Source organism: Hirschia sp. (genome assembly GCF_058892565.1).
Window position 1 is genome coordinate 25,730 of sequence record NZ_JBZXVU010000010.1, and the last position, 14,593, is coordinate 40,322.

Annotated in this window: 17 protein-coding genes and 1 tRNA gene; 1 reads left to right on the top strand and 17 read right to left on the bottom strand. The window is 44.7% G+C overall.

Translation table 11 applies throughout. From position 1 onward, the window contains the following. Positions 1–32 precede the first annotated feature (32 nt). From tatC to AC5EF3_RS04520, 8 genes are all read right to left on the bottom strand, one after another. Positions 33–854: a twin-arginine translocase subunit TatC gene (tatC, locus tag AC5EF3_RS04485; protein ID WP_493547186.1), complete on the bottom strand. Its 822-nt coding sequence runs from the start codon at positions 852–854 to the stop codon at positions 33–35. Beyond that, complete coding sequence (gene tatB, locus AC5EF3_RS04490; RefSeq protein WP_493547187.1) at positions 851–1,330, bottom strand: Sec-independent protein translocase protein TatB; 480 nt, start codon at positions 1,328–1,330, stop codon at positions 851–853. The genes tatC and tatB overlap by 4 nt, the downstream gene beginning before the upstream one ends. 84 nt (positions 1,331–1,414) lie before the next feature. Further along, positions 1,415–1,660 (bottom strand): twin-arginine translocase TatA/TatE family subunit, encoded by a 246-nt coding sequence (gene tatA, locus AC5EF3_RS04495; RefSeq protein WP_015827238.1) that lies wholly within the window; start codon positions 1,658–1,660, stop codon positions 1,415–1,417. A 120-nt stretch (positions 1,661–1,780) separates the two neighbouring features. Then, entirely contained in the window at positions 1,781–2,671 is an 891-nt protein-coding gene (scpB, locus tag AC5EF3_RS04500; RefSeq protein WP_149037380.1) for an SMC-Scp complex subunit ScpB, read from the bottom strand. 14 nt (positions 2,672–2,685) lie between these two features. Then, positions 2,686–3,504, bottom strand: a complete 819-nt coding sequence (locus AC5EF3_RS04505) for a segregation and condensation protein A (protein WP_493547188.1) — start codon at positions 3,502–3,504, stop codon at positions 2,686–2,688. Then, positions 3,504–4,580 (bottom strand): beta-N-acetylhexosaminidase, encoded by a 1,077-nt coding sequence (gene nagZ / locus AC5EF3_RS04510; RefSeq protein ID WP_493547189.1) that lies wholly within the window; start codon positions 4,578–4,580, stop codon positions 3,504–3,506. The genes AC5EF3_RS04505 and nagZ overlap by 1 nt, the downstream gene beginning before the upstream one ends. Then, positions 4,577–5,512: an SPOR domain-containing protein gene (locus AC5EF3_RS04515; RefSeq protein WP_493547190.1), complete on the bottom strand. Its 936-nt coding sequence runs from the start codon at positions 5,510–5,512 to the stop codon at positions 4,577–4,579. Before AC5EF3_RS04515 ends, nagZ begins: the two co-directional genes overlap by 4 nt. Before the next feature lie 143 nt (positions 5,513–5,655). Beyond that, positions 5,656–6,846, bottom strand: coding sequence for a deoxyguanosinetriphosphate triphosphohydrolase (locus AC5EF3_RS04520; RefSeq protein WP_015827233.1), 1,191 nt, complete (start codon positions 6,844–6,846; stop codon positions 5,656–5,658). 121 nt (positions 6,847–6,967) lie between these two features. On the opposite strand from AC5EF3_RS04520, the gene erpA reads away from it, so the two are divergent. Further along, positions 6,968–7,297, top strand: a complete 330-nt coding sequence (erpA, locus tag AC5EF3_RS04525) for an iron-sulfur cluster insertion protein ErpA (protein ID WP_015827232.1) — start codon at positions 6,968–6,970, stop codon at positions 7,295–7,297. A gap of 23 nt (positions 7,298–7,320) precedes the next feature. On the opposite strand, the gene AC5EF3_RS04530 is transcribed toward erpA, so the two are convergent. The 9 genes from AC5EF3_RS04530 to AC5EF3_RS04570 form a co-directional block, all read right to left on the bottom strand. Continuing rightward, positions 7,321–7,512 carry a hypothetical protein gene (locus AC5EF3_RS04530; protein WP_493547191.1) on the bottom strand — a complete coding sequence of 64 codons (192 nt, stop codon included), beginning with the start codon at positions 7,510–7,512 and terminating at the stop codon, positions 7,321–7,323. After that, positions 7,496–8,125 carry a DedA family protein gene (locus AC5EF3_RS04535; protein ID WP_493547192.1) on the bottom strand — a complete coding sequence of 210 codons (630 nt, stop codon included), beginning with the start codon at positions 8,123–8,125 and terminating at the stop codon, positions 7,496–7,498. Before AC5EF3_RS04535 ends, AC5EF3_RS04530 begins: the two co-directional genes overlap by 17 nt. A gap of 127 nt (positions 8,126–8,252) precedes the next feature. Next, positions 8,253–10,304 (bottom strand): acyltransferase family protein, encoded by a 2,052-nt coding sequence (locus tag AC5EF3_RS04540; RefSeq protein WP_015827229.1) that lies wholly within the window; start codon positions 10,302–10,304, stop codon positions 8,253–8,255. 340 nt (positions 10,305–10,644) lie between these two features. Continuing rightward, positions 10,645–10,721, bottom strand: a tRNA-Pro gene (locus AC5EF3_RS04545). A gap of 163 nt (positions 10,722–10,884) precedes the next feature. Then, the gene (locus AC5EF3_RS04550; protein WP_015827228.1) at positions 10,885–11,460 is read right to left on the bottom strand and encodes a MerR family transcriptional regulator; all 576 of its coding nucleotides are present in this window, start codon (positions 11,458–11,460) and stop codon (positions 10,885–10,887) included. Next, entirely contained in the window at positions 11,460–11,801 is a 342-nt protein-coding gene (locus tag AC5EF3_RS04555; protein ID WP_493547193.1) for an integration host factor subunit alpha, read from the bottom strand. The genes AC5EF3_RS04550 and AC5EF3_RS04555 overlap by 1 nt, the downstream gene beginning before the upstream one ends. A gap of 74 nt (positions 11,802–11,875) precedes the next feature. After that, entirely contained in the window at positions 11,876–12,862 is a 987-nt protein-coding gene (locus tag AC5EF3_RS04560) for a beta-ketoacyl-ACP synthase III (RefSeq protein WP_015827226.1), read from the bottom strand. Positions 12,863–12,865: 3 nt separating this feature from the next. After that, entirely contained in the window at positions 12,866–13,933 is a 1,068-nt protein-coding gene (plsX, locus tag AC5EF3_RS04565) for a phosphate acyltransferase PlsX (RefSeq protein ID WP_493547194.1), read from the bottom strand. A gap of 55 nt (positions 13,934–13,988) precedes the next feature. Continuing rightward, on the bottom strand, positions 13,989–14,549 hold the full coding sequence (locus AC5EF3_RS04570) for a ubiquinol-cytochrome C chaperone family protein (protein ID WP_493547195.1): 561 nt from the start codon (positions 14,547–14,549) through the stop codon (positions 13,989–13,991). Positions 14,550–14,593 lie beyond the last annotated feature (44 nt).

A 14,593-nucleotide genomic window follows, 5' to 3' on the forward strand; every position in this document is an offset into this window, starting at 1 on the left:
CACTCGCCTGCTGAACAAGAGCGCCAATCACACTAAATATTGAGGCGCTCTTCTTCAGCTTCGTCTTTTTTCTTCTCGACAAAAGCTGCTGCGATAATGCCTAGCTCAAACAAGAGATAGACAGGTAATGCCAATGCGATTTGTGAGAATGGGTCTGGCGGTGTCATGAACATTGCGATCAGGAATATACCAAAGATCGCGTATTTACGGCTTGCACGCAAAGTCGACACTTGCACCACACCAGCGCGTGCGAGCAATGACATAATAACCGGTGTTTGGAATGCCAAACCAAAAGCTGTGATCAGGGATATAGACAAATCCACATAAGGCTTTGCTTTTGGCAAGAATGTGACGCCTTCAAATTCCTGATTAAACGCAAAATGCATCACAAATGGCAGGATCATGAAATACACAAGCGCTGCACCTGCCACGAATAGGAATGGTGTGATCGTGATGTAAGGCAACATGGCTTGGCGTTCGGATTTGTATAATCCGGGAGCAACAAAGCTATAAATTTGCCAAGCAACAAATGGAAATGCCACAGCAAGCCCTGCAAGAATTGCCAATCGCAATTTGATGAACAAAATCTCGAAAGCATCCGTAAAGATAACACCGTCAATGGCGTTTGCGGCACCAAACTCAGCTTTTGCTTTGTCAAACGGCAACATGAGGAAATCAAACATGTGCTGTGCAAATACAAATGCGATCAGGGAACACACACCCACAGCGATAAGCACACGCACCAAACGGGTACGCAGCTCTTTAAGATGATCCATTAAAGGCGCTCTACTCGCCTCCACATCTTCATGCCCTTCTGGACCTGAATTGCTAGTTTTCGTTTGAATATCGGTCATGATGTGGCTTTATCACCGATCTTTTTTGAATCAGTTTGAATCGACTGATCTTCGAGAATTTTTTTAGCTTTTAAAGCCTCGGTTTCGGAAACCTCAGATTCTATAGCCTCAGTTTTTGTTTTTTCTGTTTGGGGTATTTCTGCTTCAGCTTTGGTGTTTTCAAAGTCAGATTTCATTTTATTGACAGCTTCACCGGCATCTTTTGCAATTTCAGCTTCTGTGTCATTGAATTCTTTTTGTATTTCATCAAGGCCGGACTCTTTTTTGAGCGCCTCAACTTCTTTACGAAGTTCATCTAGCTCGGCCTGACGTCCCAATTCATCAAAGCTCTGTCTGAATTCAAATGCCATCATACGAAGCTTACCGGTAAAGCGTCCGAACTTGCGCATCATCAACGGCAAATCTTTCGGCCCGACAACTACGAGCGCTAGAATGCCTAATAACAACATTTCCGAAAAGCCGATTTGCGGAATCATTTACGCAACTACTCCATAGGCGAGCAAGAAAAAGCACCTGCCCTGATCATCGGCACTACGGCCAAATGATATCGCCACTCAATATTAAACTTCTGTTTTATCTTTTTTGGGCGTGATGTTTATTGTTTCGCCGTCTTCAAGCGCTTTTGGAGATTTTGGAGCAGGCTCCTTACTCTCTTCATCATCCTTCAAACCTTGACGGAAACTCTTCATGCCGTTGGCAAGATCGCCCATGATTGAGGAGATTTTACCTCGACCACCAAACACTAGCAGAGCTATTACGAGTACAATTATCAACTGGAAAGGACCAGCTCCACCAAGACCAAACATTGCTCAAACTCCTACATTCTGCAACTTCGTCGTATTCCCTAGACCAATACCTAATTTAAATCAGCCCCCGCCGCAAACAATCACAGAACACATTTCTGTTTTATTGAGCAAATGAGTTGATTATTGATCATCTTCTTTGGAAAAATCTGTATGAAATTCCGCTGGTTCAGTCAAACCATCTTCAATTGAGTCGATGATTTCAAGCAAATCTTCATCCGCTTCAGACTCGCTAGGGCGCGGCATATCAAAATCATCGGGGATATTGGCAGATAATAACCCAGCAGCTTTCATCTCCTCGCGTCCGGGAAGAGAGTCCAATCCATCAATTCCAAAATGTTCAAGGAAGGCATTAGTTGTGCCATATACGACTGGTCGCCCAGGCGTTTTTCGCCGTCCGCGTAGCTTGATCCAATCCATTTCGAGCAACACATCTAGCGTGCCTTTGGACACCGCCACGCCGCGAACATCCTCAATTTCAGCGCGTGTACACGGCTGACAATAAGCGATAATAGACAAGGTCTCCATAGCAGCTTTTGAGAGCTTTTTTTCTTCTTCTCGTGTTTCTTCAAACAAAAAGGCAAGATCAGGCGCAGTTTGAAAACGCCACCCCCCCGCAATCTCCATCAATTGGATGCCTCGCCCTGCATAGGTTTTTTGTAATTGCATGAGAATATCAGCGACATCCACTCCTGGAGGCAGCATTTCGACTAATTCACCTGCTGCAATAGGAATGGTTGTGGCAAACAATATCGCCTCTGCACGTCGAAGCGCATCAATGCCGATTTCTACTGGATCAGAATGATCACTTTCGGCATCACCATCCCTTTCGATCACTTTGTAGATGTCATTTCCCAGTATTGCATGAGCCACTTCCATCGGAATATCGGCATCCTGATCGCCATCGGTATTTTCAGCGATGGGCATTTTTTGTTTCGGAGGCTTTTGTTTTTGCTGACGCGACAGAGCCGCTACAACTTTGCGGATTTCTTCGGGATCTGATTTATCTGTCATATCTGTTCCGCAATTTAAGAAGCTTTATTCTCGGCTTGTGCCCGCCTGACATACACATCAGACAAGGCGGCATCCTGCCTCATATCAACTGCGCGGTCACGGGTTAGCTCAAGGGCTGCAGCAAAATAGCTCGCTGTTATAGATTTTCTAGGCGTTTCATCGGGTTCGTCACTAGGCGCACTCAGACCTTGAATTCTTGCCCAATCGTCTAGTTGAGGCACAATTTTTTTCAACGATTTGCGTGCGCTTTCCAGAGCGAGCACTGGTTGTCGGCGAACAATATGTGAGCGCACGCGGGTTTTTCGAGATTGAATATTTCCAAACGCCTTCATCAAATCATAAATGCTGGCATCGTAAGTGACTTTTTTATTGATCCGAACGCGCTCAGGCATACCTCTCACAAAAACGTCTCGCCCCGTGATATTGAGCGCATTTAATTCCGCCGAAGCATTGCGCATAGCCTCTAGCCTAGCAATCCGAAATGATAAACGGCGCGCCATAGCATCTGCTTCAGGTTCTAATTCTGATTTTTCATCCAATTTGGGCAGTAAAAGCTTGGATTTCAGATAGGCTAACCATGAAGCCATAAGTAGATAATCGGCAGCCAGTTCTATGCGATGGCTCTTCGCTTCTAAGATAAATTCGAGAAATTGTTCTGCCAATTGCAAAATAGAAACTTGAAGCAAATCAACTTTCTGACGACGAGACAATTCCAACAATAAATGCAGCGGACCTTCATAGCCATGAATATCAACCGTAAAAACATCTTCTGGTGCTGCTTCTTCTACTTTACGCGAAGCATCTCTCAAGTGTTGATCCTGAGCGAGCTGCATTAAGCCATCGCCCGACCAGTTGGATCTTCTCCGACCTCGTGAAGCGATATTTGCCCAAGCAAATCATCAAAGCGTCGCCGTCCTGCATCAATATCAAATGGCTGACGGTGCAATGTTGCATCTTCGGCGATTTTCGCTCTTTCTTCTGACCGCCCGACTAAGCGCGGACAGGCAGAAGCCACTTGCCTCATTTGCATCAAAATAGCATCAGGGTCTTTTTCAAATCCAGCACAATGAAGCGCGATATCGCACCCAGCGTCGAAACTTGCTCTTGCACGGCTTTCTAAAGTGCCACCTAGCGCTTTCATGCCAAGATCATCACCCATTAAAAGACCATCAAAACCTATACGTCCACGAATGACATCTCGAATAACTTTTGTTGAGACTGTTGCAGCAACATCTGGGTCAAATGCCTGATACGCAATGTGAGCAGTCATTGCCATGGGGGCATCACTTAATGCAGCGAAGGGCGCAAAATCTTTCTCTAATTCTTCGGCACTCGCATCAACAACAGGAAGTGCTTTATGACTATCTTGTTTCGCGCGGCCATGCCCGGGTATGTGTTTTATAACGCTCGCAACACCGCCATCCATGAGTCCTTTAATGGCAGCAGAGCCAATTTCAGCCACTTGTTGCGGCGAAGATCCAAAAGCACGATCTCCAACAATATCATGCGCATCATGATGCAATAAATCTAAAATTGGCGCGCAATCAGCAAATATACCTAGAGGCTGAAGTTCAGCGGCCATCAATCTGTGACCAAGCCAAGCAGCTTCTTTACCCAGCTCAGGCGATTTTTGGTACAGTCTTGCATATGCTTCACCGGCAGGAAATTCCGGCCACTCAGGCGGGCGCATACGGCGAACTCTGCCGCCCTCCTGATCTATAAAAACAAGACAAGGCCGCCCCAAAGCAGACCAAATTGCATCCACAAGCGCACGTACTTGCTTTCTTGATTTAACAGAGCGACCCATGAGAATAATTCCCCACGGGTTATGCTGTGCTAAAAAGATAGCTTCTTCATCCAGAAGTTCAGGTCCGGAAACACTCAGAATGCATGCTTTTGGTGCGCTCATTTTTTCTCTGCAACAATACAATCTCCCCCGCTCGCTTTGAAGGCTTTACAGAAGACATTCGCATCTGCACGAGAATCAAAGCTGCCGGCTTGTACACGATGCCACACCCCCTTGGGCCCAAGGTCAACGGTCTGAACGTGTCTCTGTGCGTTTTCAAAGAGATTTGGGGCTTTTTTTCCTGCATTTTTCCAAACATCATCGACTGCATCGACGGTTTTAACCGCTGCCAGCTGCACAACAAAGCCGCCATCTACCGCAAATTGATGTGAGACACTTGCCGGTTTAGGCGGAACAACGCGTGGTTTTGGTTGCTGAATAGGCGTGATATTTATATCGGCTGATGATGGTTCAGCTGGTTTCTTGACGACAGGTGCAGGTTTAATTTCTTCCGTTATGACGGTTGAACCAGCTGGTTTTGAACCAGGACGCAAATCAACAGGTTTTCCGCTTTCACCAAGTTGGCGCGTCTGAGGCTGCGCACGTCTTACTTCAGGCATGCTTGGAGAAATAGATTTTGAAGCCAACCCATTTGCCTGATTAGCATCAATGGCGACATTCTCAAGAACAGGAACAGGTTCTTCACGCACAGACATTTCTGCAATATCTGTTTCGGCACGGGCATCTCCACCCACCTGATCTAGCACCCTAATATCTGTATTTCTATCTGCATTTCCGCCAGGATCTAAAGGACGCATTTTAAAAGCACCTTCAGATGCAATCTGCGGCAATGCTGTGCTATCGGAATGGCGTACACCTTGTTTATAGGCGTTCCAAACCACGACACCAAAAACAGCTATCACCCCTAATGCCATGGCCAATATCAGTGGGCCACGATTATTCTCGTTCGGCATCTCATAGCCACCGTTTTCGTCAGGCAAAACGGCAAATGCCATATTATCATTCTTTGTTTGGTTGGGTCTACGGTCTGTCATTTCAAATGCCTGCAAGGATACGTTTTTTTGACGCGTCGCTTTTCCAATCGGTCAAAATTTCAATCTTTAATATCCAGTTTAAGCAAATATGGTTTATGCGACCTAAACCAGATCAAATAAATTCTTCTCCGGCTTGGCAGAGATCAGATCATTGAATCTAAGTTGAATAAACGCCTGTGTTCTTCAATCGCATAATTATCGGTCATACCTGCAATATAATCACAAACTATTCTCGCGCGGCGATCGCCTGAAGTCTGCTCTGCATCCTGCCTCCATGGGGGCGGCAATGTGTTTGGTTCGCGATTAAACAACTCAAACAATTCCTTCAAAATTCGCCTTGCTTGTGAGCGCATACGATTGACTTTGAAGTGTTTATACATCCGCTCATATAGGAATGCGCGCAAAACACGCTGCTTATCATCAAGACGTTTGGAGAAAGCAATAACTGGCTCGTCCAGATTTCTGATATCTTCCGCGCTTTGAGGGTTGTGCTTTTTCAAACGCCTGCGTGATTCTTTGACAAGATCATCAACCCAAATACCGATTAAACGCCGCACCGCTTCAGCGACTATCAGCTTCTCATCGAGAAAAGCATATTCTTTGCGAACACCTTTAAACACATCGCCAACAAGGGGAACTTCGCAAATCTCATCTACTGTAAATAGGCCAGCAGCAATTCCATCATCTATATCGTGATTATTATAGGCAATATCGTCTGCAAGCGCTGCGACTTGTGCTTCTGGTCCTGCAAAAGTGTGAAGCTCGAGATTTTCTAGTTGAGGATAATCCAAAAAAGCCTGAGGAAGCGTGTCTATAGATTTGCCATCAGTTAGAACAGGACCATTGTGTTTAACCAGACCTTCAAGCGTTTCCCAACTCAGATTTAAGCCATCAAATGTCGGATATCGTTTTTCCAATTTCGTCACAACACGCAGTGTCTGGGCATTGTGATCAAAGCCATTATATTCTTGCATACACGCATCAAGTTCATCCTCTCCCGCATGCCCAAAAGGTGGATGACCAATATCATGGGAAAGGGCCAAAGCTTCAGCAAGATCCTCATCTAGGCCCAAAGTTCGCGCGACAGAACGTGCAATTTGCGCGACCTCCAACGAATGCGTCAAACGCGTGCGGTAAAAATCACCTTCATGCGCCACGAAAACCTGCGTCTTCTGTTTTAAGCGTCTAAATGCAGACGAATGAATGATGCGATCTCTGTCACGCTGAAAACAAGTGCGCGTCGCCGAAGGCGCTTCTTCATGTGCACGCCCACGCGTTTGCAGCGGATCACTTGCATATATGGAACGCTGGGGGGGTACAAATGTTTCAACCATTAAGTTTGATTTCCAGAAAAGCTTTTAATTTCGACCCGCTGATATTACATATCTCATAAGTGGCGGTTTATAATCATAAGATTAATAACGCCAAGTTTATTGATTGGGTTTAGTTACAATTATGCAAGATAAAGTCACCATTACTGCTTCAGCTGCCGATCGCATTAAATTTATCCTAAAGGATAATGGCAATGCGTCCATGCTCCGTATAGGCGTACTTGGCGGTGGATGTTCAGGTTTTTCATACACTTTCGATTTTGCAAATGAAACAAATGAAGATGATATCGTATTCGAACGCGATGATGCCAAAGTCGTTATTGATGAAACGAGCATCCCATTCCTTGAAGGATGTGAAATAGATTTCGTAAATGAACTTATCGGTTCGTCATTTAAAATAAACAACCCCAATGCAACGGCATCTTGTGGGTGCGGCACCAGTTTTTCAGTCTAAGGCGGACCGTTTCAATAACATCACTACTTATCCTGATTTTTACGTCGTCGTGCGTTCAACCAACTTCCAATCCCAACGCCAGCTGCGACCCCTAGTATGGCTGGCGGGCTGATTATATTAAATAAAAACAGCATAAAACCTAGAAGGGTGCCCATCGCGACACCAACAAATCCTTCTTGAACAGGGTCAAATTGGAATTTATTCGGCTGGTTCATCGCCTTCACTCTTGTTAAAAGGTTGCACATCCATCGCCTTTTCCCGAGCCAGTTTGCGTCTCACGACCTGAATAATCACTAATACTGACACCAATGCTATAGCAATGACTGGCAACCATTTATGAGCTTGGTCTTCACCTGCCAACTCGCCAAAAATGTAAAAAAATACGAATGTTATACTGATATACATCGCGCCAGAAAAAATGATAAAAAAGGCAAATTTTGGAAATGGTGCGTGAAAAAAACCTGAAGCAACATAAAAAGGAATACGTGTTCCAGGTATGAACCGCACAATCATAAGACTGGATGCCAAATGGTTTACCACACCATCTCGCGCCTTTTTTACCGTCGGTTTATCAGCATATTTTTTTGCCCATTTATGCGAAACCGCAGCCCGACCTGCCCAATATTTCCATAAATCACTAAAAGTTAGACCAGTGATTATCGCTGCACCAAGAAACCACGGTTCCCCCAGTCCTGTAACAGCAGCTGCAGCAGAGCCAATAACAGCTGCATCCTCTTGAATAAATGGCAATATCAAGAAGCAAGCATAAATGCCCCAAGGATAAGCTTCGAAAAATGAAAGTAAAGAATCTAACATCGCACCAGCCACTATAACAATTGATGAGACTGATTGCATCTGAAGCGCAGTGGAGCAACAGAAAATCTCATTTCAATGAATGGCTCTTTTTATAAAAACTGTTCAATTTAGCTAAAAATTATTCCGTTTATTTGAATATTTACATGCTCGCCATGAAAGGTTCGCCAAAATTCTGCTTGATCATTGCCCACACATAATCAGCTAAAATACTAGCACCAACGCCATTTAGGTGATTGCTATCATGATAAATCACTTTGCCATCAAACATGCGCAAACAGGTTGATTGAGTTTCTGGACAGAACACAGATGTCGGGTCAATAAACAAGTGGCCTTCTTGTTCAACTCGTTTTTTCAAAACACGATTTACAGCGCTTGCACGCTCTTTAGATTCCATTCGCGTCAAACCCTCGCAGGATTTTTCCGAATGGTCTTCACTAATTAGGTAACTAGGACGCACAATACATTGACTAGAATCCAACCCTGGATAGGGAATAGCACCAATAACGACAAGCTTACTGCCAGCATTTTTAAAGTGCGCCAAAGTATTATCTAGCCCCACTCTAAATGCATGCTGAGAAGGCTCAATACCGTCAGGTGAGCCATCTTGAAAACCAATACGTGTTGGAGGCTCACCCTCAGCATCAATCCCCCACCAATATTGCGCAAACCGAGCATGAATTACGACAATCTGAGAAGGCACGTCAGCAACTCTGGTAAGGTTTTCTTCAAAATCACCAACCTTCCATTCGCCTCCATAAGTTGTCACCCCTTTGAAAGGCAAAACACCATATTGTCTGACTAAAACTGCGCTCAGATCATCGGCTTGAACCAAAGCCTCAAACCCTTTTGCAAACTCCAACGCATGGCTATCACCAATAACAACAATGTCTGGATCTTTTTTAGGTTGACCAAAAGCACAGGCGGTCTCGGCCAGAGATTTAAAATTTGCACCACAATGTATTGATAGATGAGTTTCAAGATTCGCTTCCTGCCTCGCTTCGGACAAGCGCCAATTCCAACCATTCTGATATGCTATCAAGCTTCCAGAAAACCCGATTGCCATGACAATACTTGAGACGACAAAACCAACTAAGCGCACCTCGCCTTTCTGATTCCCCGCCCAAGGTAAACGAAAACGTTCTTCGACCAGTCGATACATTAACTCAGCCAGCAGCATGGAGACACCTGCGAGAATAATCATTTCCCACGCATTTAAGGGACGAAATGCCCAATATCTGTATAGAATTATGAGTGGCCAATGTATCAAATACAAAGAATACGATGTCTGACCAAGTCTTACCAAAGGTCGACTTCCCAATAATACACGTGATGCAGACGTGCGAATACCGATAAGCAGCGCACATGTTGCTATCGTTGGTAAAACGGCCCGAATAGCATTGTAATTATCCGAGGACAGCAGGAACATTGACATGCCCAGCAGCACAATACCACCAACAAAAAATAGCCAGTGCAGCTTCTCCGAAATGAAAATGTCGCCATTTTTTCCGGGTAATAAAAGCAATATGGCAATGCACCCTCCGGCCGCGAACTGCCAAACCCTAAAAATACTCAAATAGAAAGCTGCACTTGGATAGCCGTCCTGAACATAGACAGAAGCGAAAAAACTAACAGCTCCGATAAACACCATTACAAAGAACGCAGTCCATCGACTATAATAGAAAATCCACGAGACCAGAGCCATCACCAATGGCCAAGCCAAATAGAACTGAACTTCAACGCCTAGTGACCATGTATGCAATAATGGCCTGACGTGTTTTCCAGCAGAAAAATAACTACTGTCGATCCAAAAATACCAGTTTGCCAAAGACACTGACGAATACACAGCGGATTCAGCGGTTTCAGAAAAATGCTTGGGGCTCATCACAAGAAAAGCCCCAATGAGCGTCAACACAATCGTCAGGAAAAGCGCAGGCAGTAATCTACGGCATCTGCGAACCAAAAATTCTGTATAATCAAATTTGGCTTGTTCAAATTGAGACAATAATATTCTGGTTATCAGAAAACCACTGATAATATAAAAGACATCTACCCCAATAAACCCACCATGCAGGCCAGTTGCACCGAGATGATATAAAAGCACAGCCATGACCGCAATTGCTCGCAAACCATCAAGCGACGGTTCATAACCTGGCTTTTCAAGCTCTATGAGGCCGTTAGGGGACTTCATCATTTAGTATTTAGCCCTCAAGACCTTCACTACAAAGCTAACTCACTACATTAACAATCAGCTGTAACAAATAGAAAATAAAGATTTTTTCGCAAGAAAAACCCTTCACCCAAAAGAGAAGGAATTCCAAATTACAAAACCGTTATTTCATTTGAAAACCAATGTCTGCTCGAAAACAGATCAGTATGACTAGCTTTCTACTGAATTGACTGAAGCAAACTTCAGACCAAAACCAGTGCTAGTTCGAAGTGATTACACATGCAGCATAAATGAGATGTAAGCTGGGATATAAAAGCATCATGTTTCAAGAATGCTTATCATGTATGCACGGTTGCAAATTGATTGGTCGGGACGGCAGGACTTGAACCTGCGACCCCTCGCCCCCCAGGCGAGTGCGCTACCGGACTGCGCCACGCCCCGACAAATCAAGATGGGTCTTATAAGTCAGAGAGGCCTCACTGGCAATTAGCAATAGTCGTGTTTTCGTGTTTTATAATGGATCAAATTTGGATTATTCCAATAAAAAAAGCCTTGGTTTCTCATTACAGAACACAAGGCTTTCAATAAATGAATATCCAAATATCTAGGACGTTTTACGCACTTCATCCAAACGCGATTTAAGCCCTGTTAGATCTTCAAGCAGACGATCAAGTCTCTCACGGGGAACATTGCTATGTTCTTTAATAGCAGCTTTAAATGCACCGCCCTCAACTGCGTTCCGCACAACATCTTGAAGGTCACGAACAGATTTTCCGGCAGTCACAGGAGTCATGTTGAGGCTCTCTTCACTTAGAAGTGTTTCAACCGGTGTAGAGGCAAGATAACGCTGCGCACCTTTAATTGTCATACCACGCTCGTGCAATAGAATCTGAATAGCACGAATAGTCAGCATATCCTCTGGGCGATAGAAACGTCGTTTATCAGCTCGCTTCATCGGTGTTATCTGTGGAAATTTTGTTTCCCAGAAACGTAGTACATGCGTTTTCAACCCGAGCTCTTTAGCTGCTTCACCAATTGAGCGGAAAGCCTCGGCTGATTTATAGCCGCGTACTTTGCGGCGGCCAGATGTAACTTCGTTAGATAATTTCGCTTTGGTTTCTTGAGATGCGTATGCGATTTCTAGATCGTCATGAACAATCTTAGCTGCAGTGGCGTTCATTATTTTTCCTTAGAAGCAAGCGCAGCTTCCACACGACGACGCATCAGAGGCGACGGTTTAAATGTGACAACGCGGCGCGCGGTGATGGGGGCTTCTTTTCCTGTTTTAGGATTACGCCCGACACGCGCATTTTTGCGCCTTACGACAAAATTTCCGAAACGTGCTAGTTTTACGGAGTTATCCGCGACTAATTCTTCACAAACCATCTCGAGCACTCTCTCGAGATAATCACTAGAATCTTGTCTGGTGAGGCCAACCTCCGACACCAGCTTGTCAACGATATCCGCGCGAGTAATAGTTTTTTCAGTCACGCCAGCAGCTCCCATTTTATAACTAAGCATAACGCGGATTGCTGACTTTGTTAAGAGCGTTCATAATAAAAAATGAATGATTACATTTATTTACTATTCATTAATCAAAGTCGAAACAGTGCAGCGCCCCATGAGAGTCCACCACCGATCGCCTCGATCAGCACTAAATCTCCCTTGTTAAGCTTGCCAGATCTGTTCAACTCACTCAACGCAAGCGGCACAGATGCAGCAGAAGTATTTCCGTGTCTGTCTACAGTAGATACGATTCGATTTTCTTCAATCCCTAGATTTCTCGCAACGGCAGAAAGAATTCTCTGGTTTGCTTGATGGGGCACAATCCAATCAATGTTTTCCAGTCCGATATCAGTATCTTCTACGACCTGACGCACCGATTCGGAAATCTTATTCACCGCATGTTTGAACACTTGGTTTCCGACCATCCGCAAATGCCCAACTGTCTGCGTTGAAGATGGCCCACCATCAACATGAAGCAAATCAACATAGCGACCATCAGTACGCAAATGAGCGCCTAACACACCACTTTCTCCAGCTTCATCAGGGTCTTGTCGCTCCAGCACAACCGCACCTGCGCCATCGCCAAACAAAACGCATGTTCCACGATCAGACCAATCAATAATGCGGGAAAAAGTTTCTGCACCGATAACAAGAGCGCGTTTAAATTGACCACGCGCCAGATAATTGTCTGCAGTTGCCATCGCGAACACAAAACCAGAGCACACTGCCTGAACATCAAATGCGGCGCCGTTTGTAACCCCAAGTTTTGCTTGGATAATTGCTGCAGTCGCTGGGAAAGTTTTGTCAGGTGTCGCTGTCGCACAAATGATCAGATCAATATCATCAACACTTACGCCAGCATCTTTCATAGCAGCATGTGCAGCATGTACACCCAGATCAGACGTAAGTTGATCATCCGCAGCGATGTGGCGCGATTTTATACCTGTACGTTCGGTGATCCACTGATCATCAGTATCTACCATTTTTGACAAATCTTCATTTGTCAAAACACGTTCCGGCAAATAACCGCCTATACCTGTAACAACAGAACGATACTCAGATTGGAATGTGGTCAATGTCTACTCTGCCGCCTCAGTCTCACTCAAAATTTTCTTTTCATTTTCTTCCACGACCATCTTCAATCGTGCAAGACTTGGTTCGATAAATTCAGCAAAATGGCAACTACCCATATCTGCAGCAACACTGATTGCTTTTTCAAACCCGAATGCATCGGTACCGCCATGACTTTTAACAACAATACCTTTTAACCCAAGAAACACAGCACCATTGGCTTGTCTTGGATCAATTTTTTCTTTCAACCTGTTTAGCGCTGGCTTGGCAATTAAAGCGCCTATTTTTCCAAATAGGCTAGACGTTAGCGATTCCCTTAGGAATTGCCCAATCAACTTCACTGCACCTTCAGCCGTTTTCAAAGCAACATTGCCCGTAAACCCATCAGTCACAATGACGTCGGCTTTACCAAAAGAAATGTCATTGCCTTCAACAAAACCAATATAATTTAGTGTCATTTCAGGTTCGTTCAGCATCGAAGCGGCATAACGCAATGTGTCATTGCCCTTCATGTCTTCAGACCCAATATTTAGCAGCGCAACACTTGGTTCTTTTTTATGATGAACTGCTTTTGCGAAAGCATCTCCCATAATAGCAAACTCAGCTAATTGTTCTGCGTCTGCGGTGATATCAGCCCCAAGATCCAACACGGCGATTAAGCCACGTTCAGTTGGCCAGCTAGCACATAACGCCGGACGATGAATACCTTCCATCGTACGCAGGATCAGCTTTGCCATTGCCATTAATGCGCCTGTATTTCCAGCTGAAACAACAGCCGAAGCCTCTCCCTTTTTAACGGCTTCAATCGCGCCCCACATAGATGTACCTTTACCCTGACGCACAGCTTGCGCGGGTTTAGCTTCCATAGAAACACTTTTATCTGTATGCCTGATTTCCGATCTGGATTTCGCGTGTTGCGTAGCATCCAGAAGAGGCTTCAGAACTGACTCATCTCCGAAAACTAAAAAGCGTGTATCCAGATTAGATTTCGCGAAGCGCTCAATTCCAGCGATGACCATTTGCGCGCCGTCATCGCCGCCCATTCCATCGATAGAAATGACTTGAGTTTCAGTCATTCATTTCGTCCGTTTTACTAACTTTATACCAGCCCTATTATCACGTATAATCAAGTTAGCTAGTCTTTGAATGCCATTCGGCGACTTCTTCAACCTTCGGCCACTCGATTTTACCGCTCAACAAGCTTTCCTCTTTTTGATTATCAAAACTTGCTGCCGCCTCTCCAATATATTTGGTGAGCACTTGAGCAAACCCTGCATCTAAATTGATATTTCTAGTGATTGCGTCCTTTAAAGCATCCGATGAACCAGCGCTCAAAGCATCATCATAAGCTTTTGCGCGTCCGTAAAATGATTCGCCGATAACGCGGACCTTTTTGCCGACCTTCAAATCCCCAGTTCCAATCTCGCGCAGGGCATCGTCAAAACCAGAAAACAATTCGTTGAAAGTATCCTGAGCCAGATCATTTCCAGCATCACCAAATTCCCTAAGCCGACGCAAAACCAAGGCCGAATGAAGACAAACGACCTCAAACCGTCCCGAAAATGTGTCATCCACTTTCCCCTCACCAAAGAAACTTGGTTGGAGGGAATGTTCCATAATCGCCATATGAAGGGCTTCTGGAATGTGTTTTGAGCTTTTTTTTCTAAGAAATATACTTTTCAGCAGTCCCATTTGCTTTACTCCGCTTGCCAAACAATACCTACAACAGCTACCAA

Excerpts from the sequence above, each read along its gene's own strand:
- AC5EF3_RS04515 (WP_493547190.1), bottom strand. The coding sequence starts at position 5,512 with ATGACAGACCGTAGACCCAACCAAACAAAGAATGATAATATGGCATTT.
- AC5EF3_RS04505 (WP_493547188.1), bottom strand. The coding sequence starts at position 3,504 with ATGCAGCTCGCTCAGGATCAACACTTGAGAGATGCTTCGCGTAAAGTA.
- tatA (WP_015827238.1), bottom strand. The coding sequence starts at position 1,660 with ATGTTTGGTCTTGGTGGAGCTGGTCCTTTCCAGTTGATAATTGTACTC.
- AC5EF3_RS04550 (WP_015827228.1), bottom strand. The coding sequence starts at position 11,460 with ATGAACGCCACTGCAGCTAAGATTGTTCATGACGATCTAGAAATCGCA.
- AC5EF3_RS04555 (WP_493547193.1), bottom strand. The coding sequence starts at position 11,801 with ATGCTTAGTTATAAAATGGGAGCTGCTGGCGTGACTGAAAAAACTATT.
- erpA (WP_015827232.1), top strand. The coding sequence starts at position 6,968 with ATGCAAGATAAAGTCACCATTACTGCTTCAGCTGCCGATCGCATTAAA.
- AC5EF3_RS04520 (WP_015827233.1), bottom strand. The coding sequence starts at position 6,846 with ATGGTTGAAACATTTGTACCCCCCCAGCGTTCCATATATGCAAGTGAT.
- tatB (WP_493547187.1), bottom strand. The coding sequence starts at position 1,330 with ATGATTCCGCAAATCGGCTTTTCGGAAATGTTGTTATTAGGCATTCTA.
- scpB (WP_149037380.1), bottom strand. The coding sequence starts at position 2,671 with ATGACAGATAAATCAGATCCCGAAGAAATCCGCAAAGTTGTAGCGGCT.
- AC5EF3_RS04540 (WP_015827229.1), bottom strand. The coding sequence starts at position 10,304 with ATGATGAAGTCCCCTAACGGCCTCATAGAGCTTGAAAAGCCAGGTTAT.
- AC5EF3_RS04530 (WP_493547191.1), bottom strand. The coding sequence starts at position 7,512 with ATGAACCAGCCGAATAAATTCCAATTTGACCCTGTTCAAGAAGGATTT.
- plsX (WP_493547194.1), bottom strand. The coding sequence starts at position 13,933 with ATGACTGAAACTCAAGTCATTTCTATCGATGGAATGGGCGGCGATGAC.
- nagZ (WP_493547189.1), bottom strand. The coding sequence starts at position 4,580 with ATGAGCGCACCAAAAGCATGCATTCTGAGTGTTTCCGGACCTGAACTT.
- AC5EF3_RS04570 (WP_493547195.1), bottom strand. The coding sequence starts at position 14,549 with ATGGGACTGCTGAAAAGTATATTTCTTAGAAAAAAAAGCTCAAAACAC.
- tatC (WP_493547186.1), bottom strand. The coding sequence starts at position 854 with ATGACCGATATTCAAACGAAAACTAGCAATTCAGGTCCAGAAGGGCAT.